The organism is Streptomyces sp. NPDC019937 (assembly GCF_040631655.1).
In the GTDB taxonomy this organism is placed as follows: Bacteria; Actinomycetota; Actinomycetes; order Streptomycetales; family Streptomycetaceae; genus Streptomyces.
On the sequence record NZ_JBEYAL010000055.1, the window covers coordinates 16,768 to 34,983 of the forward strand.

Annotated in this window: 20 protein-coding genes; 13 read left to right on the forward strand and 7 right to left on the reverse strand. The window is 73.2% G+C overall.

The window, feature by feature from the left end:
* The first annotated feature begins 126 nt into the window (after window positions 1–126).
* From bioB to ABZ562_RS36805, 4 genes are all read left to right on the forward strand, one after another.
* The gene (gene bioB, locus ABZ562_RS36790; protein ID WP_361488525.1) at window positions 127–1,338 is read left to right on the forward strand and encodes a biotin synthase BioB; all 1,212 of its coding nucleotides are present in this window, start codon (window positions 127–129) and stop codon (window positions 1,336–1,338) included.
* The gene (locus tag ABZ562_RS36795) at window positions 1,331–2,644 is read left to right on the forward strand and encodes an adenosylmethionine--8-amino-7-oxononanoate transaminase (RefSeq protein ID WP_361488528.1); all 1,314 of its coding nucleotides are present in this window, start codon (window positions 1,331–1,333) and stop codon (window positions 2,642–2,644) included. The genes bioB and ABZ562_RS36795 overlap by 8 nt, the downstream gene beginning before the upstream one ends.
* Window positions 2,645–2,697: 53 nt before the next feature.
* Complete coding sequence (bioD, locus tag ABZ562_RS36800; RefSeq protein WP_361488531.1) at window positions 2,698–3,417, forward strand: dethiobiotin synthase; 720 nt, start codon at window positions 2,698–2,700, stop codon at window positions 3,415–3,417.
* Window positions 3,418–3,487: 70 nt separating this feature from the next.
* On the forward strand, window positions 3,488–4,159 hold the full coding sequence (locus ABZ562_RS36805; RefSeq protein ID WP_361488534.1) for a class I SAM-dependent methyltransferase: 672 nt from the start codon (window positions 3,488–3,490) through the stop codon (window positions 4,157–4,159).
* A gap of 212 nt (window positions 4,160–4,371) precedes the next feature.
* Here ABZ562_RS36805 and ABZ562_RS36810 read toward each other — a convergent pair whose 3' ends face one another.
* On the reverse strand, window positions 4,372–4,743 hold the full coding sequence (locus ABZ562_RS36810) for a hypothetical protein (protein WP_055551449.1): 372 nt from the start codon (window positions 4,741–4,743) through the stop codon (window positions 4,372–4,374).
* On the reverse strand, window positions 4,740–4,973 hold the full coding sequence (locus tag ABZ562_RS36815; RefSeq protein WP_055551448.1) for an antitoxin: 234 nt from the start codon (window positions 4,971–4,973) through the stop codon (window positions 4,740–4,742). Before ABZ562_RS36815 ends, ABZ562_RS36810 begins: the two co-directional genes overlap by 4 nt.
* Window positions 4,974–5,074: 101 nt before the next feature.
* On the opposite strand from ABZ562_RS36815, the gene ABZ562_RS36820 reads away from it, so the two are divergent.
* From ABZ562_RS36820 to ABZ562_RS36840, 5 genes are all read left to right on the forward strand, one after another.
* Entirely contained in the window at window positions 5,075–5,893 is an 819-nt protein-coding gene (locus ABZ562_RS36820) for an ABC transporter ATP-binding protein (protein WP_361488538.1), read from the forward strand.
* 93 nt (window positions 5,894–5,986) lie between these two features.
* Window positions 5,987–6,898: a TIGR03621 family F420-dependent LLM class oxidoreductase gene (locus ABZ562_RS36825; RefSeq protein WP_361488541.1), complete on the forward strand. Its 912-nt coding sequence runs from the start codon at window positions 5,987–5,989 to the stop codon at window positions 6,896–6,898.
* 43 nt (window positions 6,899–6,941) lie between these two features.
* A complete protein-coding gene (locus tag ABZ562_RS36830; protein WP_361488544.1) occupies window positions 6,942–7,370 on the forward strand; it encodes a GNAT family N-acetyltransferase in 429 nt (142 codons plus the stop codon).
* A gap of 96 nt (window positions 7,371–7,466) precedes the next feature.
* Complete coding sequence (locus ABZ562_RS36835) at window positions 7,467–8,816, forward strand: hemolysin family protein (RefSeq protein ID WP_361488547.1); 1,350 nt, start codon at window positions 7,467–7,469, stop codon at window positions 8,814–8,816.
* Complete coding sequence (locus tag ABZ562_RS36840; RefSeq protein WP_361488550.1) at window positions 8,813–9,817, forward strand: hemolysin family protein; 1,005 nt, start codon at window positions 8,813–8,815, stop codon at window positions 9,815–9,817. Before ABZ562_RS36835 ends, ABZ562_RS36840 begins: the two co-directional genes overlap by 4 nt.
* Window positions 9,818–9,871: 54 nt before the next feature.
* Here the strand turns inward: ABZ562_RS36840 and ABZ562_RS36845 are convergent, their stop codons facing one another.
* On the reverse strand, window positions 9,872–10,123 hold the full coding sequence (locus ABZ562_RS36845; protein WP_009712946.1) for a hypothetical protein: 252 nt from the start codon (window positions 10,121–10,123) through the stop codon (window positions 9,872–9,874).
* A 118-nt stretch (window positions 10,124–10,241) separates the two neighbouring features.
* Complete coding sequence (locus ABZ562_RS36850; protein ID WP_361488553.1) at window positions 10,242–10,454, reverse strand: hypothetical protein; 213 nt, start codon at window positions 10,452–10,454, stop codon at window positions 10,242–10,244.
* A gap of 67 nt (window positions 10,455–10,521) precedes the next feature.
* Here ABZ562_RS36850 and ABZ562_RS36855 point away from each other — a divergent pair, with 67 nt between their 5' ends.
* From ABZ562_RS36855 to mug, 3 genes are read left to right on the forward strand one after another with little or no spacing between them, the layout of a single operon-like run.
* Window positions 10,522–11,292: an SGNH/GDSL hydrolase family protein gene (locus tag ABZ562_RS36855; protein WP_361488556.1), complete on the forward strand. Its 771-nt coding sequence runs from the start codon at window positions 10,522–10,524 to the stop codon at window positions 11,290–11,292.
* 60 nt (window positions 11,293–11,352) lie between these two features.
* Window positions 11,353–12,786: an adenylosuccinate lyase gene (gene purB, locus ABZ562_RS36860; protein ID WP_055551435.1), complete on the forward strand. Its 1,434-nt coding sequence runs from the start codon at window positions 11,353–11,355 to the stop codon at window positions 12,784–12,786.
* Between the two features lie 8 nt (window positions 12,787–12,794).
* On the forward strand, window positions 12,795–13,349 hold the full coding sequence (gene mug, locus ABZ562_RS36865; protein ID WP_361488560.1) for a G/U mismatch-specific DNA glycosylase: 555 nt from the start codon (window positions 12,795–12,797) through the stop codon (window positions 13,347–13,349).
* Here the strand turns inward: mug and ABZ562_RS36870 are convergent.
* Entirely contained in the window at window positions 13,346–14,248 is a 903-nt protein-coding gene (locus ABZ562_RS36870; RefSeq protein WP_361488563.1) for a TetR/AcrR family transcriptional regulator, read from the reverse strand. The two genes, mug and ABZ562_RS36870, sit on opposite strands and share 4 nt — an antisense overlap.
* Before the next feature lie 72 nt (window positions 14,249–14,320).
* Between ABZ562_RS36870 and ABZ562_RS36875 the strand changes: the two genes are divergently transcribed.
* Window positions 14,321–16,495 carry an alpha-L-rhamnosidase C-terminal domain-containing protein gene (locus ABZ562_RS36875; protein WP_361488565.1) on the forward strand — a complete coding sequence of 725 codons (2,175 nt, stop codon included), beginning with the start codon at window positions 14,321–14,323 and terminating at the stop codon, window positions 16,493–16,495.
* Between the two features lie 33 nt (window positions 16,496–16,528).
* On the opposite strand, the gene ABZ562_RS36880 is transcribed toward ABZ562_RS36875, so the two are convergent.
* The gene (locus tag ABZ562_RS36880; RefSeq protein ID WP_361488568.1) at window positions 16,529–16,951 is read right to left on the reverse strand and encodes a hypothetical protein; all 423 of its coding nucleotides are present in this window, start codon (window positions 16,949–16,951) and stop codon (window positions 16,529–16,531) included.
* A gap of 40 nt (window positions 16,952–16,991) precedes the next feature.
* Window positions 16,992–18,143 (reverse strand): abortive phage infection protein, encoded by a 1,152-nt coding sequence (locus ABZ562_RS36885; RefSeq protein WP_361488571.1) that lies wholly within the window; start codon window positions 18,141–18,143, stop codon window positions 16,992–16,994.
* Window positions 18,144–18,216: the final 73 nt, after the last annotated feature.

Sequence of the window (18,216 nt, forward strand, 5' to 3'; positions counted from 1 at the left end):
GGGGTCCGGATAGAAGGTAGTCGTGCCCATGCGTGGTCAGGGTGTGGCAATACACACACCCCGAACGCCGCGTCTTGTACGGTCCCTCCTTGGCCAGGAGCGGTGGGGTAAGACAGGATCTCCGCCATGGATCTGCTGAACACGCTGGTGGAAAAGGGGCTGCGGGGCGAGTCGCCGACCCGCGCAGAGGCTCTCGCGGTATTGGCGACTTCCGACGACGACGTGCTCGATGTGGTGGCCGCCGCGGGCAAGGTGCGCCGTCGCTGGTTCGGGCGGCGGGTGAAGCTCAACTACCTGGTGAACCTCAAGTCCGGGCTGTGCCCCGAGGACTGCTCGTACTGCTCGCAGCGGCTCGGCTCGAAGTCCGAGATCCTGAAGTACACCTGGCTCAAGCCGGACCAGGCGGCGGCCGCGGCGGAGGCCGGGGTCGCGGGCGGCGCCAAGCGGGTCTGCCTGGTCGCCAGCGGGCGCGGGCCGACGGACCGGGACGTGGACCGGGTCTCGCAGACCATCGCCGCGATCAAGGAACAGAACCAGGACGTCGAGATCTGCGCCTGTCTCGGGCTGCTGTCCGACGGGCAGGCGCAGCGGCTGCGGGAGGCGGGCGCCGACGCGTACAACCACAACCTCAACACCTCCGAGGCCACGTACGGCGACATCACCACCACCCACACCTACGCCGACCGGGTCTCCACCGTGCAGCAGGCCCAGTCCGCGGGCATGTCGGCCTGCTCCGGGCTGATCGCGGGCATGGGCGAGCGCGACGAGGACCTGGTCGACGTGGTCTTCTCGCTGCGCGAGCTGAACCCGGACTCGGTGCCGGTCAACTTCCTCATCCCGATCGAGGGCACCCCGCTGGCCGGGGACTGGAACCTCACCCCGCAGCGCTGTCTGCGCATCCTGGCCATGGTGCGGTTCGTGTGCCCGGACGTGGAGGTGCGGCTCGCGGGCGGGCGCGAGATCCATCTGCGTTCCCTCCAGCCGCTGGCCCTGCACCTGGCGAACTCGATCTTCCTCGGCGACTATCTGACCACCGAGGGCCAGTCGGGCAAGGACGATCTGGCGATGATCGCCGACGCGGGCTTCGAGGTGGAGGGCACCGACACCCGGACGCTGCCCCAGCACCGCGCCGACGCGCTCGCGGCGGCCGGGGGCGGCTGCGGCTCGCACGGCGCGGAGGGCGGCGGCTGCGGCCCGTGCGGTGACGCGCCCCAGGCCGTCACGGAAGGGGACGAGCCGGTGGCGGAGCCCGTCGCGGTGGCGGCCGTGGAGTCGCACGCGGACCTGGTCGCGGTGCGCCGCCGGGGCGCGGGGACGGAACTGCCGCCCAATGCCTGAGCCGCTGACGCCCGACGCGCTGCTGGCGCTGGACCGGCAGCACGTCTGGCATCCGTACGGCCCGATGCCCGGCCGCACGGACCCGCTCGTCGTGGAGTCCGCGGCCGGGGTCCGGCTGCGGCTCGCCGAACCGGCGGAGGGCGTACGGGAACTGGTGGACGGGATGTCGTCGTGGTGGTCGGCCATCCACGGCTACAACCACCCGGTGCTCAACGACGCGGCGCGCGGTCAGCTCGACCGGATGAGCCATGTGATGTTCGGCGGGCTCACCCATGAGCCCGCCGTGCGGCTGGCCACCCGGCTCGTGGAGATCACGCCCGAACCGCTGCGGCACGTCTTCCTCGCCGACTCGGGCTCGGTGTCGGTCGAGGTCGCGGTCAAGATGTGCCTCCAGTACTGGCGCTCGCTCGGCCGCCCCGCCAAGCAGCGGCTGCTGACCTGGCGCGGCGGCTACCACGGCGACACCTGGCAGCCGATGGCGGTGTGCGACCCGGAGGGCGGCATGCACCGGCTGTGGTCGGGCGTCCTGCCGGAGCAGATCTTCGCGGACGCGCCGCCGCCCGGCTTCGACGCCGAACCGGACCCGGCGTACGAGGCACATGTGCGCGAGCTGGTGGCCCGCCACGCGGACGAGGTGGCCGCGGTGATCGTGGAACCGGTGGTGCAGGGCGCGGGCGGCATGCGGTTCCACTCCCCCGCCCTGCTGCGGACGCTGCGCGAGGCGTGCGACGAGCACGACGTCCTGCTGGTGTTCGACGAGATCGCCACCGGCTTCGGGCGCACCGGCACGCTCTTCGCGGCCGGGCACGCCGGGGTCAGCCCCGATGTGATGTGCGTGGGCAAGGCGCTGACCGGCGGTTATCTGACCCTGGCCGCCACCTTGTGCACCTCGCGGGTGGCGGAGGGCATCTCGCGCGGCGAGCTTCCGGTGCTCGCCCACGGCCCGACGTTCATGGGCAATCCGCTGGCCGCCGCCGTCGCGGGGGCCTCGATCGACCTGCTGCTGTCCTACGACTGGCGGCAGGAGATCAAGCGGATCGAGGCGGGGCTGCGGGAGGGGCTGGCGCCCGCCGCCGAGCTGCCCGGCGTACGGGACGTACGGGTGCTCGGCGCGATCGGCGTCGTCCAGCTCGACCACCCGCTCGACGACGCGGGCATGGCGGCCGCGTCGCGGGCGGCGGTGCGCGAGGGCGTATGGCTGCGGCCGTTCCGCGATCTGCTCTACACCATGCCGCCCTACATCACCGGCGACGACGATCTGGCCCGGATCTGCACGGCGGTACGGGCGGCGGCCGCGGCGGGCTGACGGGGCAGCATCCGGACCACAGCGAGACAACAGCGAAAGGCACGAAGCAACAGATGTCAGTACTGGTCGTGACCGGCACCGGCACGGAGGTCGGCAAGACCGTCACCACGGCGGCCGTCGCGGCGGCGGCGCTGGCGCGCGGCCGGTCGGTCGCCGTCCTCAAACCCGCGCAGACCGGCGTCGGTCCGGACGAGCCGGGCGATGCCGCCGAGGTGGCCCGGCTCGCCGGTGACGTGACCCTGCGCGAACTCGCCCGCTACCCCGAGCCGCTGGCGCCCGACACCGCGGCACGCCGCGCCGGGCGCCCCGCGGTACGGCCGCACGAGATCGCGGAGGCGGCGGAGAAGCTGGCGGCCGAGCACGATCTGGTGCTCGTCGAGGGCGCGGGCGGCCTGCTCGTACGGTTCGACGAGACCGGTGCGACGCTCGCCGACGCGGCCCGGCTGCTCGACGCCCCCGTCCTGGTCGTCGCGCACGCGGGCCTGGGCACCCTCAACGCCACGGCCCTCACGGCCGAGGCGCTGCGCTCCCGGGGCCTGCGCTTCCCCGGCGTCGTCATCGGCAGCTGGCCCGCCGACCCGGACCTCGCCTCCCGCTGCAACCGGAACGACCTGCAGCAGGCGGCTGGCGCCCCGCTGCTGGGCGCCGTGCCCGAGCGGGCCGGGGCCCTTGCGCCCGCCGACTTCCGCGCGGCGGCCCCGGAGTGGCTGGCCCCGCGGCTCGACGGCGGCTGGGACGCGAAGCAGTTCATGATGGAGCACCGCACGGCTTGACGGTGGGGGCGGCATGGGCAGACTCCCGGTACCGGTACACAGCCGTCCCGCTGGAGAAGGGGTGTCACTCATGCCCGTACGCCGTCCCCGGCCCCCGTGCGAAGCCGTCCACCATCCGCTCTTCGCCCGCTTCTACGCGAAGGTCAGCCCCTTGGCCGACGAACGGGCCGGGGTCGCCGGACTCCGCAGTGAACTGCTGGCCGGGCTGTCCGGCCGGGTCATCGAGATCGGCGCCGGAAACGGCCTGAACTTCGCGCACTACCCGAGCGCCGTCTGCGAGGTCGTCGCGATCGAGCCCGAGCGTCATCTGCGCCGGCTGGCGGTGCGGGCGGGCCACCGGGCCGAGGTGCCGGTGGATGTGGTGCCCGGGGTCGCGGAGGCGCTGCCGGTCAAGAGCGAGGCGTTCGACGCGGCGGTGGCGTGTCTCGTGCTGTGTTCCGTACGGGACGTCCAGCGCACCCTGGCCGAACTGATGCGGGTGCTGCGGCCCGGCGGTGAGCTGCGGTTCCTGGAGCACGGGCGGGCCGAGGGGCGGGCGCTGGCGATGACGCAGGGGGTGCTGGACCGGACGGTGTGGCCGCGGATGTTCGGCGGCTGCCACACGGGGCGCGAGGTGCGGGTGGAGATGGCGCGGGCGGGCTTCGAGCCCGTCACCCACCGGTCCCTGCGGCTCCCCGAGCGGGGACTGCCGCTGCCCACGTCGCCCTGCACGCTGGGCGTGGTGCGGCGCCCGGCGGCATAGGGGGTGTCTCGCCGATCATGCCGGGCTCCCGACGCCGCTGTGACATCAGCCGCTGCCGCGGCGGGCGGCACCTCGCGGCCCCGCGCTCGTCGCACGCAGCGCCGCTGCGCTCTCCTCACGCGGGTTGCGAGCCTCCCCCAGCTACCGCTGGGAGGTGCCCTGCACCAGACGCCGCTCGCTGATCCGGCCTGATCGACAAGACACCCCCTGGGTCAAACGCTCCAGCGGCGCAGCTCGTCCGCGATCGCGTGCACGTCCACGGCGCCGTCGTGCACCAGGCGGGCCAGATCCCGCACCCGCTCCGGCGAGATGGCCACCTTCAGCCCGCTCGCCACCAGGTACGCGTACGCGACGGCCGACGCGAACAGCGCGTTCGAGCGCTCCAGCGCCGGCACCAGGAGCAGCAGCTGCAACAGCGCGGCGGCCCGCTCCTGCGGGTCGGTGTAGATCGGGGTGCCGAATATCTCCGCCTCGTGGCGGCTCACGGCGGCCACCAGCGCACCGTAGTCGGTGACGCGCGGGTCCCCCGGGGTGTTGTGTTCGGCGATCATCAGAAGCCAGGCGAGATCGATACGCACGGTCAACGGCGCGCTTCGCCTCCGAGCTCCCGGCCGAACTCCTCGTCGAAGACGGACTGGTACTGCTTCATGAAGTCGGCGGCGGCCTCCACGAACGTGTGCCCCACCTCGCCCGCGTCCTTGCGCACCAGCTCTTCGATGTAGCGGTTGACGCTCACGCCCCGCTGCAGTGCACGCTCCCGGGCCACCTCGGCGGTGGTTTCGTCGACCCGGACGTTCAGCTGTGTTTTGGCCACGCTCTCAAGCTAGCGCATATTTGCTAGCAGCGCCAACCGCGCGCGAAAGCCGGGACGGTCCCTACCATCGAGGGCAGACCGTTCCGACACGGGAGGCGTTTGTGTCCACACCGGCGGCGACGAGAACAGACGGGGACGCGGAGGGCGGCGCTCGCGCGGCGGCCCGGGCCCGCGGCCTGACCAAGGCGTACGGCACCGGCGAGACCGCCGTGATCGCCCTGGACGCGGTGGACGTGGAGATCGAGCGGGGCAGGTTCACCGCGGTCATGGGGCCGTCCGGCTCCGGCAAGTCCACGCTGATGCACTGCCTGGCGGGGCTGGACACGGTCTCCTCGGGCCAGGTCTGGCTGGGCGACACCGAGATCACCGGGCTCAACGACCGGCAGCTGACCCAGCTGCGCCGCGACCGGATCGGCTTCATGTTCCAGTCGTTCAATCTGCTGCCCACCCTGAACGCGGCCGAGAACATCACCCTGCCGATGGACATCGCGGGCCAGAAGCCCGACCCGGAGTGGCTGGAGCGGGTCATCGACACCCTCGGGCTGCGGGACCGGCTGAAGCACCGGCCCGCCCAGCTGTCCGGCGGCCAGCAGCAGCGGGTGGCCTGCGCCCGGGCGCTGGCCTCCCGCCCCGAGCTGATCTTCGCGGACGAGCCGACCGGCAACCTGGACTCACGGGCGGGCCTGGAGGTGCTGACCTTCCTGCGGGAGGCGGTGGACGACCTGGGCCAGACGGTGGTCATGGTGACCCATGACCCGAGCGCCGCCGCCCACTCCGACCTGGTGCTCTTCCTCGACGACGGCCGGATCGTGGACCGGATGGAGCGGCCCACGGCCGACTCGGTGCTGGGCCGCATGCAGATCTTCACCCGGGCGCACATCGCGGCGGCCGACGGCCCGGTGGCCGGCACGGGCTACTGAACGCTCTGCTGAGAGCACACAACCGACCGCACGGCCGACGAAAGAGAGCCGTTCTCCGATAGGTTCGGGACCTCATCCGGTCAAGGAGGGCTCATGGCAAGGCCGTTCCGTTTCGGAGTCAATCTGCTCGCGCTCGAATCGGCCCCGGCATGGCGGGAGAAGTGCCGCCGCGCCGAGCAACTGGGCTACGACGTGCTGCTGGTCCCCGACCATCTGGGCATGCCCGCGCCGTTCGCGGCCCTGGTGGCCGCCGCCGAGGCCACCGAGCGGCCACGGTTGGGCACCTTCGTCCTCAATCTCGGCTTCTGGAATCCGGCCCTGCTGGCCCGCGAGGTCGCCACCTGTGACGCGCTCACCGGGGGACGGCTCGAGCTGGGCCTGGGGGCGGGGTATGTGAAGGCCGAGCACGACAGCGCCGGGCTGCCGTTCGGGTCGCCGCGCGAGCGGGTGGACCACCTGGAGCACACCGTCCGTGAGCTGGCGCGGCTGCTGACCGACCCCGAGCAGCAGCCACGGCCCGCGCAGACCCCGCGCCCGCCGCTGCTGCTGGGCGGCAACGGCGACCGGCTGCTGCGGGTGGCCGCGCGCCACGCCGAGATCGCCGCCTTCACGGGCGCGGTCCAGGCCCCGGAGGGCGCGCCCGCTCCGCTGTGGCTGATCAGCCCGGAGGCGCTGGACGAGCGGGTGGCGGCCTTCCGCCGCTTCGCCGCCGAGGCCGACGCCGACACGGGAGCCCGGCCGGAGCCCCCCGAGCTGAACTATCTGATCCAGCGGGTCGACACCACCGGCGACCGCCGCGCCAAGGCCCGCGAACTCCAGCCGTACGCCCCCGACGTCACCGAGGAGCAGCTGCTGGAACACCCCGCGCTGCTGCTGGGCGATCCCAAGGACATGGCGGACCAGCTGCGGGCCCACCGCGAGCGCTTCGGCTTCTCGTACTTCACCGTGCTGGAGCACAACATGGAGACCTTCGCACCGGTGATCGAGGAGCTGCGCGGCAGCTGAAACCCGGTCGACGCCGGCCACCGCCCGGTGATGGGATGCGGGCATGGACGATCTTCGAATACGGGCCGCCGGGCCCTCGGACGTCGACACCGTGCTCGCCTTCTGGCGCGAGGCCGCGGAGGGCACCAGCATCAGCGACGACCGGGCCGGGGTGGCCCGGCTGATCGCCCGGGACCCGGAGTCGCTGCTGCTGGCCGAGCGGGACGGGGCGCTCGCCGGGACCGTCATCGCGGGCTTCGACGGCTGGCGCTGCCATCTGTACCGGCTCGCGGTCCACCCCGCCCACCGCCGCCGGGGCGTGGCGACGGCGCTGCTCGCGGCCGCCGAGGAGCGGTTCGCGGCGCTGGGCGGGCGACGCGGGGACGCCATGGTGCTCGACGCGAACGCGCTCGCCCACCACGCGTGGAGCGCGGCCGGTTACGCCCGGGAACCGCAGTGGAGCCGCTGGGTGAAGCCGCTCGGCCGCGCCTGATCCGGCGGTTTGCCGTGCCTTTACGATGAGAGTGCGCGGCGTCTCCCGTCGCGCGCTCCTCCGGGCCCTGCCGGATCATGGGACGGAGGTGAACCGATGACCGAAGTCCTCCTCCTGGCCGTGGCGCTCCTGCTGGCGCTCGCCTGCGGCGGCTTCGTGGCGGCGGAGTTCTCGCTGACCACGGTCGAACGCGGCGAGCTGGAGCGGGCCGTGGAGCGCGGCGAGCGCGGTGCGGAGAGCGCCCTGAAGGCCGTGCGCGGTCTGACGTACCAGCTCTCGGGCGCCCAGCTGGGCATCACCGTCACCAACCTGGTCGTGGGCATGCTCGCCGAGCCGTCCATCGCTGTGCTGCTGGGCGGGCCGCTCACCGCGATCGGGGTGCCCCGCTCCGCCGTCCACTCGGTGGCCCTGGTCATCGGCACCGCCCTGTCGACGGTGGTGATGATGGTGATCGGCGAGCTGGTCCCCAAGAACTGGGCGATCTCCCGCCCGCTGCCGGTCGCCCGGGCCGTCGCCACCCCGCAGCGCGTCTTCAGCGCGACCTTCCGCCCGCTCATCGCCCACCTCAACAACACCGCCAACCGCATGGTGCGCCGGATGGGCCTGGAGCCCGCCGAGGAGCTGGCCTCGACGCGCAGCCCGCAGGAGCTGATCGCGCTCGCCCGGCACTCCGCGAAGGAGGGCGCGCTGGAGGAGGACACCGCGGAGCTGTTCGTCCGCACCCTCAATCTGCGCGAGCTGACCGCGCAGAACGTGATGACGCCCCGGGTGCAGGTGATCGCGCTGGACGTACGGGCCACCGCCGAGGACGTCGCCAACGCGACCCGCGCCACCGGCCTGTCCCGCTTCCCCGTGCACCGCGACAGCCTGGACGCGGTGGCGGGCGTCGTCCACATCAAGGACGTGCTCACCGTCCCCGCCGAGGCGCGGCCGCGCCATCCGGTGTCCGAGCTGATGCACGAGGCGCTGCTGGTCCCCGAGTCGCTCACCGTGGACCGGCTGCTGGACCGGCTCTCGGCCAACCGCAGCATGGCCGTGGTCATCGACGAGTACGGCGGCACGGCCGGTGTCGTCACCCTGGAGGACATCGTCGAGGAGGTGGTCGGCGAGGTGCGCGACGAGCACGATCCGCACGAGACCCCCGATCTGGCCCCGGCCGGCGAGGACGCGGAGGGCCGGGCGGTGTACGACGCGGACGGCGCCGCCCGGGTCGATCAGCTGGAGGAGATCGGGCTGCGGGTGCCCCCGGGGCCGTACGAGACGCTGGCCGGGCTGATCGCGGCCGAGCTGGGCCGTATCCCGGCCGTGGGCGACACGGTCCGGACGGAGGGCTGGCGGGTGGAGGTGGTGAACGCGGCGGGCCACCGCGCCGCCCGGGTACGGCTGCATGCCCCGCTCCCCCACGGCCACGGCCGGAGCCAGGACCACGGCGGGAGGGGCCCATGACCGCCGTCCAGCTGCTGATCGGCCTGCTGACGCTGGTCGCGAACGCCTTCTTCGTGGGCGCCGAGTTCGCCCTGATCTCGGTGCGGCGCAGCCAGATCGAGCCGTACGCCGAGCGGGGCGACCGCCGGGCGCGGGCCGTGCTGTGGGGGCTCGAACACGTCTCCGCGCTGCTGGCCGCGGCCCAGCTCGGCATCACGCTGTGCACGCTGGTGCTGGGCGCCGTCGCGGAACCGGCCATCGCGCATCTGCTGGAGCCGCTGTTCCACGCGACCGGGCTGTCGCTCGGGCTGGTCCATCCCGTCTCGTTCGTGATCGCGCTGAGCCTGGCGACCTATCTGCACATGCTGGTCGGCGAGATGGTGCCGAAGAACGTGGCGCTGGCCGAGCCGGTGCGCACCGCGCTGCTGCTCGGGCCGCCGCTGGTGGGGCTGGCACGGGCGCTGCGCCCGGTCATCTTCGCGGTCAACGCGTTCGCCAACGGTCTGCTGAAGCTGATGCGGGTCGAGCCCCAGGGCCAGGTGGCGGCCACCTTCTCGGATGACGAACTGGCGCGCATGGTCGCGGATTCCAGTGAGGCCGGGCTGCTGGACGACCGCGGTGCCGAGCGGCTGCGGGACGCGCTGGAGCTGGGCCGGCGGCCGGTGCGGGACGTGGTGCTGCCCATGGACCGGGTGGTCTCGGCGCGGATCGGGATCACCCCCGAGGAGCTGGAGCGAAGGTCGGCCGAAACCGGCTTCTCCCGCTTCCCCGTGATCGACGGATCCGGGCGGATCCTGGGCTATCTGCATGTGAAGGACGCGCTGGACGCCCATCCGCGCGACGTTCCGTTCCGCCCCGATCAGCTGCGGCCGGTCGCCCGGGTGCGGTCCCAGACGCCGCTGGACGACGTGCTGACCGCGATGCGCGACAGCGGCACCCATCTCGCGCCCGTCATCGACGCGGAGGGACGGCTGGAGGGGCTGGTCACGATGGAGGACGTGCTGCGCCTGCTGGTGGCGTGACGGCGGGCGTGACGTCACGGCGAGCGTGACGTGGCGTTACGGCGGGCCGGTCCGTCACTGGTCCCGTCTGGACTCATGGGCGATGATGCACGCCTGCCAGTGCGCCAGCGCCTCCTCCCGTCCGCCGCCGCCCTCCTCGGCCACGGCCAGCAGCGCGTCGGCGGCCATCGCGGCGAGCCGGACGGCGACCCGGCACACATCGCGCGTCTCCAGCGGCTCCAGCAGGGCCGCCGCGCCCTCACCGTCGTCGGCGAGGGCGGCGGCGACGATCGCCATCGTCGTACGGTCGCATTCAAAGGCATCCACGCGGACCAGACTGCCCTACTCCGCGCCGTACGGAACCCCGCTCCGCCCAACCGAGCGAGCCGTTCGCATCCGCGCGCCGCCCCCGCCGAGGATTCCCGGCCATCGGCGCGCGGGGCGCTCAGGGCCGGTGGCCGGGCCGTGCGCCTGCCGGGTCGTAGCGGAAGACGACGTATTCGATGTGCCCGATCACCTTCGTGCGGTCGGTGCGCCGGTACAGCTCGGGCGGCCGGAAGATGTTGTCGTCGTAGATGTCCGCCCCGGGTTCGAGGTTCCAGCTCGCCGTCGTCCCGTTCCGGGCACCGCCCTCGAAATAGATGTGGGTCATCGCCATGCGGCTCATGATGCGCGCGCCTCCGCCTCCGCGCAGCCCGCGTGCACCGGATAAGATCGTCCGAGTCATGCAGACGAACACCACCTATACGAGCTTTGTCGCGGTCGGCGACTCCTTCACCGAGGGCATGTCCGACGCCCTCCCGGACGGCGGCTACCGCGGCTGGGCGGATCTGCTCGCCGCCCGGCTGGCGGCCCGCACCCCCGGATTCCGGTATGCCAATCTCGCGGTGCGCGGGAAGCTGATCGGCCAGATCGTGGACGAGCAGACGGGCCCGGCGGCCGCGATGGGCGCGGACCTGGTGACGCTGGTCGGCGGTGGGAACGACGTCCTGCGGCCGAAATGCGACGTGGGACGCGTGTGCGGGCTGCTGGAGGAGGCGGTCGGCCGGCTCGCGCCCAGCTGCAAGCAGCTGGTGCTGATGCGCAGCCCCGGGCGGCGCGGCCCGGTGCTGGAGCGGTTCCACCCCCGGATGGAGCGGCTGTTCTCCTTCGTGGACGAGCTGGCCGTGCGGCATGACGCGCTCGTCGTGGACCTGTACGCCTCCGAGGCGGTCGGCGACCCCCGGATGTGGGCGGACGACCGCCTCCATCTGAACGCCGAGGGGCACCGCCGGGTCGCCGAGGCGGTCTGGCAGGCGCTGGGCCACGAGCCGGAGGAGGACTGGGACGCTCCGCTGCCGCCCGCGGTCCGCCCGGGCTGGGTGGCCCGCCGCACCTCGGACGCCCGGTTCGCCCGCGAGCACCTCGGGCCGTGGATCGCCCGGCGGCTGACGGGCCGTTCCTCGGGCGACGGCCGGGCGCCGAAGCGTGCCGCACTGCTGCCGTACGAGGGCTGACCGGACCGGACCGGTGGGCACCGGTCTGGCCTGGGGATACGGCCAGTAGACTCTGTCCACGTGACTGGTAAGCCGCGCATTCCGAACGTCCTGGCCGGCCGCTACGCCTCCGCGGAGCTGGCCGTCCTGTGGTCCCCCGAGTACAAGGTGACGCTGGAGCGGCGGCTGTGGCTCGCCGTACTGCGTGCCCAGAAGGACCTGGGCATCGAGGTGCCGGACGCCGCCCTCGCCGACTACGAGCGGGTCCTGGAGGACGTCGACCTGGCCTCGATCGCCGAGCGCGAGAAGGTCACCCGGCACGATGTGAAGGCCCGGATCGAGGAGTTCAACGCCCTCGCCGGTCATGAGCACGTCCACAAGGGCATGACCTCCCGCGATCTGACCGAGAACGTCGAGCAGCTGCAGATCCGGCTCTCCCTGGAGCTGGTGCGGGACCGTACGGTCGCCGTGCTGGCCCGGCTCGGCAAGCTGGCCGCCGACCACGCCGAGCTGGTGATGGCGGGCCGCTCGCACAACGTCGCCGCGCAGGCCACCACGCTCGGCAAGCGCTTCGCGACCGCGGCGGACGAGCTGCTGGTCGCCCACGGGCGCCTGGAGGAGCTGCTGGGCCGGTATCCGCTGCGCGGCATCAAGGGCCCGGTCGGCACCGCGCAGGACATGCTGGACCTGCTCGGCGGCGACGCGCGCAAGCTGGCCGAGCTGGAGCGGCGGATCGCCGGTCACCTCGGCTTCGCGCAGGCGTTCACCTCGGTCGGCCAGGTCTACCCGCGCTCGCTGGACTACGAGGTCGTCACCGCCCTGGTGCAGCTGGCCGCGGCCCCCTCCTCGCTGGCCAAGACGATCCGGCTGATGGCCGGGCACGAGCTGGTGACCGAGGGCTTCAAGCCGGGCCAGGTCGGCTCGTCGGCGATGCCGCACAAGATGAACACCCGCTCCTGCGAGCGCGTCAACGGCCTCGCCGTGATCCTGCGCGGCTACGCCTCGATGACCGGCGAGCTGGCCGGCGACCAGTGGAACGAGGGCGACGTGTCCTGCTCGGTGGTGCGCCGGGTCGCGCTGCCGGACGCGTTCTTCGCCTTCGACGGGCTGCTGGAGACCTTCCTGACCGTGCTCGACGAGTTCGGCGCCTTCCCCGCCGTCGTCGCCCGCGAGCTGGACCGCTACCTGCCCTTCCTCGCCACCACCAAGGTGCTGATGGGCGCCGTGCGGGCCGGGGTGGGCCGGGAGATCGCCCATGAGGCGATCAAGGAGCACGCGGTCGCCGCCGCCCTCGCGATGCGCGAGCAGGGCGCCGAGCGCAACGAACTGCTCGACTCCCTCGCCGCCGATGAGCGGATCCCGCTGGACCGGGCGGGGCTGGAGGCGCTGATGGCCGACAAGCTGTCCTTCACGGGCGCCGCCGCCGACCAGGTCGGCACGGTGGTCGGCCGGATCGAGGAGATCGTCAAGCAGCATCCCGAGGCCGCCGCGTACGCGCCGGGCTCGATCCTCTGACGCCGCCCGTGACCCCCGAAGAGCTGGAGGCCGCCCGCGACCGCATCGTCCCCGATGTGGTCGGGGACGGTCTGCGGGTCCTCTTCTGCGGCATCAACCCCGGGCTGATGACCGCCGCCACCGGCCACCACTTCGCCCGCCCCGGCAACCGCTTCTGGCCCGTCCTGCACGCCTCGGGGTTCACCCCGCGGCGGCTGCACCCCTCCGAACAGGGCGAGCTGCCGTCCTACAGGCTGGGCATCACCAATGTGGTCGCCCGCGCCAGCGCGCGTGCCGACGAGCTGACCGACGAGGAATACCGGGAGGGCGGCCGGATCCTGGAGGAGAAGGTCCGCCGCCTGCGGCCGCGCTGGCTCGCGGTGGCCGGGGTCACCGCCTACCGGGTCGCGTTCGGCGACAAGCGGGCGAAGATCGGCCCGCAGGAACGGACCATAGGCGACACCCGTATCTGGGCCCTGCCCAACCCCAGCGGGCTCAACGCGCACTGGACGGCGGCGGCCATGGCGGAGGAGTTCGCCCGGCTGCGCGCCGCCGCCTACGAGGAGGGGACGGAGAGCGGCTAGCCGGTGGTACAGCGGGCGCGGTAGGCCCGTTGGCGGCACGCGTCGGAGCAGTAGATACGGGGGCGGCCGGTAGGGGTGGTGGGGCGGGGGACGGGGGCGCCGCACTGCGCGCAGCGTGTTTCGTCACGCCGCATGGTTTCGTCACGCCCGTGGGGATGGTTCCGGACAAACGCCTCCACGCTGTCCAGCACGCGCTGGAGGCCGAACTCGAAGCCGCGATCCCGGGGGTGGTTCAGGGCACCGGCGGCGCGCAGGCTCGCCAGCACCGGGTAGCGGGCCGGAACGAATACGGCGTCCCAGAAGTGGGTGCGGGCGGCCCACCACTGCTCGTCGGTGAGGCCGGAGTGGCGCTCCACGGCGGCCGCGTCGAGGGAGTCGCGGGCCGCGCCGCGGACGTAGGCGTCCACCAGGTCGAAGACGTTGACCCATGCCGCCGGGGGCAGCCCGGTCATGGTGAGCACCCGCAGGACGGATTCGTACCAGGCGAGACCGTGGGGGCCCAGAGCGGGACGTCCGGCGGGGAGCCGCAGTATCCAGGGGTGGCGGTGGTACAGGGTCCAGTCGGCGCGGGCGGACTGCTCCAGCCTGATCCGCCAGCCGCCGGGCGCCGCATCGGCCGGGGGGACCTCGCCCATGACGGAGTCCGTCATGAGGTCGAGCAGTTCCGCCTTGCCGGGCACGTAGCGGTAGAGCGACATCGCGATGCAGCCCAGCCGCTCGGCGACGCGGCGCATGGATACGGCGGCAAGCCCCTCGGCGTCGGCGATCCCGACGGCGGTCCGCACGATCTGCTCCAGGGTGAAGGCGGGGCGACGGCCCTGTTTCGGGCGCTCGCCCAGTCCCCAGAGCAGTTCCAGGCCGCGCACCGCGCTCGCGTTCCCGCCGTGGCCGGTTTCCATCAGCCCTCACCCCGCCCGACGTTGACGGTCACTCAGCGTGTCCGTACAGCATAAACAATGAAATCGAACCGAATGACTCGTTCGCTCGTGGTCCTCGCCTGCCTCGCCGCCACCCTCTCCGGAACGCTCGCCGCCGGGCCCCGGGACCGGGCAGTGGCCCTGTCCCGGCAGCCGGTCGGCCTGAACCCGGCCTGGCGGCAGCAGGTGCTGGACGCCCCCGGCGCGTTCGTACGGCCCGCGTCGGTCACCGTCGAGGGCGACGGCGGCACGGTCACCGGCGCCGACGGGGTGTTACGGGAGGGAGGCCCGGCGGCGGCCCTCACCGCCACCGCGCCGCGGGGAGTGCGCATGGTGATCGACCTCGGCGTACTGGCCGGTGGGTACGTCGAATTGGGGGTCCGGCGGGCGTCGGGGGCGCCGGTCCGGGCGTCGTACGCGGAGGCACGCCGGTACCTCACCGCGGACGGGGACGCCGATCCCGACCCCGGCGGTTTCTTCCACCGGGGCCGTTCCCTGGGCAACGACGACGATCCCGACGGCCGGGCGGACGTCTTCACCCCGCCGGGCAGGCCCACCGTGCTGCGCAGCCCCGGTCTGCGCGGCGCCCAGCGGTACGTGGCGATCACGCTGGACGGACCCGGCCGGCTCGCCCTGGACTTCGTACGGGTGCGGAAGACCACCTTTCGCGGTGCGTACGACGGGCACTTCCTCTCCAGCGATCCGGTGCTCAACCGGGCCTGGTACGCGAGCGCCTACGGCCTGGATATGTCAACGGCCCGTGGACGCCGTACCGGCGCCGGGCAGGCCGGTCCCTGGGTCGTCATGGACGGCCCCAAGCGGGACCGGACCGTCTACGCCGGCGATGTCCAGCTCGTGGCCCTGGCCGCGTACCAGCAGGGCGGCGCGTACCGGCGCGTGCTGCGCGACACCATCAGCCTGTTCGCCTGCCAGCAGTTGCCCGACGGCACCCTTCCGGCGACCAGCCGGATCGACGTCCCGTGCGACCCCGGCGACCCCGGCCCGCCGGACGGGTCACCGGCCGGGTTCGAGCCGCCGGGCGAGGCCGCGAAGGTCAGGCTCGACGGTTTCACCCTCCTGTGGGTCGTCAGCGTGGCCGACTACCTGCGCTTCACCGGGGACTCGGCCTTCGTGAGGCCGCTGCTGCCCGTCGCGCGCCGCGCGCTGAGGTTCTTCGGCGAACGCGCCTCGGACGCCGACGGCGGGCTGTTCCGGACCGCCGACTACGGCGGACTCCCCGCACAGAACTGGCACACCCCGGACCGGGCCACCGGCATCGACGCCACCACCAACGCCGCGTACTACGCGGCCCTGCGCTCACTGGCCCGGCTGGAACGTGCCGTGGCGGGCGACCGGCGCGCCGCGACAGCGCTCGACCGCCGGGTGGCCCGGCTCCGGTCGGCGCTGCTGGCCAGGCTGTGGGACCCGGCGGCCGGAGCCATGAGGCTCAACACCGACGACCCGCGCCGCGACCACACCGCCGACGCGAACGCCGCCGCCCTCGCCTTCGGCGTACTCGACCCCGCGCGGGCCCGCCGCGCCCTCACCTACCTGGACACTCGGCTCAGCGGCCCGTACGGCACGCTCACCACCCGGCTCGCCGACAACCCGTACATGACGCGGTACATCTCCCCGTACGTGCTGGCCCAGGAGAGCCTGGGCCGGTTCCGCTACGGCGACGGGGCCGGAGCGCTCCGGCTGATCCGCACCGCCTGGGGCCACATGATCCGCAACGGCCCCGGCACCGCGTGGGAGGAGGTCGGCGCCGACGGGGAACCGGCCGTGCCCCGGCCCGGCACCTCGCTGGCCTGGGGCGGGCACGTCGGCATGGCCCACGCCTGGAGCACCGCCGTGCCCGCGCTGTCGATGGCCGTACTCGGCATCCGGCCGCTCGGTGACGGCTACCGCACCTGGGCGGTGGAACCCGACCCGGCCGGCCTGGCCTGGGCACAGGGCGATGTGCCGGTACCGGCGGGCACGGTGTCGTCACGGTGGCGGCGTGGCGCGGAGGACGACTCCTTCGTCCTCACGGTCCGGGCGCCGGAAGGCACGGCGGGCCGGGTCGCCGTACCGCTCCTCGGCAAGGACCGCACCATCGCCGTGAACGGCCGGATCGCCTGGCGCGACGGCCACCCGACGGGGGACGCGGGCCACGGCGCCCACCGGATGGGCAATGCGGTCGTCTTCGAGGAGATCGACGGAACCACCACCTTCGCCTGGGCTCAGTAACCCCGAAGCGGCGGATCAGGGCCGCTCCTGACGTCAGTCGACGCTCCCTTCCCCTATCGCCACCACCAGCTGGAAGGGCAGTTCACGGTCGCCCTGGCCCACGCCCAGCCCGATCCAGCGACCCTCCACCCGCCAGATGTGCAGCTCCGGTACGTAACCGCACAGCGTGTCCAGGGGCGGCGGGACCGGCTCGCCCATCGCCGAGCGCTCCAGGGCGTCGCTGAGGTCCAGGACCTCGGGGGCGCCCCACCGTAACGTCAGCACCTGGACGAGGACGGCCAGCTCGGCCTCGAACTCCTCCAGCACCTCCTCGACCCGGGTCAGGTCCGCGTCCCAGAAGTCCTCGCTCACCCGGAGGTCGGCGACATGGCACCCCGGACCGCCGCGCCGCTGCGCGGGGAAGTCCCGGGTGCGCAGGTCCTCGATCGCGGCCAGGTGGTCCGCTGTACTGGTCATGGTGTCAGTGAACAACCAGGGTCCGACATCTGGATACCCGTCAGGGGTTCGGTCGTCGGCGGGCGTAGGCGCGGGCCAGGGCGGTGAACGACTCCTTGGGCTCCCAGTGCCAGGGCGAGTCCGGATCCGCCGGACGGTCCCGGATCACCTTCACCAGGCTGTAGCCGGCCATGTCCAGGTCGAGTCGCCGCTCGCGGCGGTGGGGGGCGTCGGGGGTGACGAAGGTGTAGGCCATGGCCGCGTACAGGTTCATCGACTCGAACACGTCGAGCACGCCGGTCAGATACGCGGCCTGGGTGCGCTCGCTGCGCACCAGCCCCTTCCTCACCCGCGGTGGCGTCGTGGTGTAGTCGACGACGTCCCAGGCCATGCCGCCCAGCCGCGGTGCGCCCTCGAAGGTGCAGGAGCCGAACTCGGTGATCGCCAGCGGTTTGCCGTGGCGCTGGTACGCGCGCAGTGCGCGGACGTGTCCGGAGCGGTGCGGGAACCAGCCGTAGTAGTCGAGGCACACCAGGTCGAACAGGCCCCAGTCCACGTCCTCGTCCTGTGCGGCCCCGTACGACAGCGGCCCGTGGAAGACCGAGCGGCCGACGGCGGCGGCCCGCGCGGTGAAGCGGCGCAGCCGGCGGGCCGTCGCGACCGGGTCGTAGTTGCCCTTGAGCAGGTTGTCGATGCGTTCGGTCGCGGTGGCGCCGGGCACGATGCCGGGGACGAACAGCAGGAACTCGCACCCCACGTTGAGGTGTACGCGGACTCCGTGGCGGCGCAGCCGTTCGGCGAACCGTCCGGTCTCGGCGAGGTGGTCGAGGATGTCCCGGGCGGGTACGTCGCCGAGGGTCGGCTCCAGCCATACGTGCAAGCCCCTCTCGGCTGCCTCGGCCGCGGTGCGGGTGAGGCGTTCGACGCCGTCGCCGGTGATCTTCACCGTGTCGGCATGGAGCTGGTGGCGGATGGCCCGCAGATCGGCCCGGGTGCGTTCCGGGTTCCACGCCGTGGCGGGCGTTTCGCCCTCCCCCACCTCGTAGACGACCCCGCGATGGCGCACCCCGCCCGGCTCCGGGTCCCGCGCCGGCCGTTCAGGGGCCGGGTGGCGCCCCGCCGCGGCGGCGTGCCCGGCGGGCAGTGCCGTGCCGACGGCGACGGCCCCCGCGAGCCGCAGAAACCTCACCCTGCTGATCTGGGCTGCGTCCATGTCATCTCTCCCGTCCTCCGGATGGAAGCAGCCTGCCGGGCCGCCGGTGCCCGCACCATGCGCCGATGGTCCA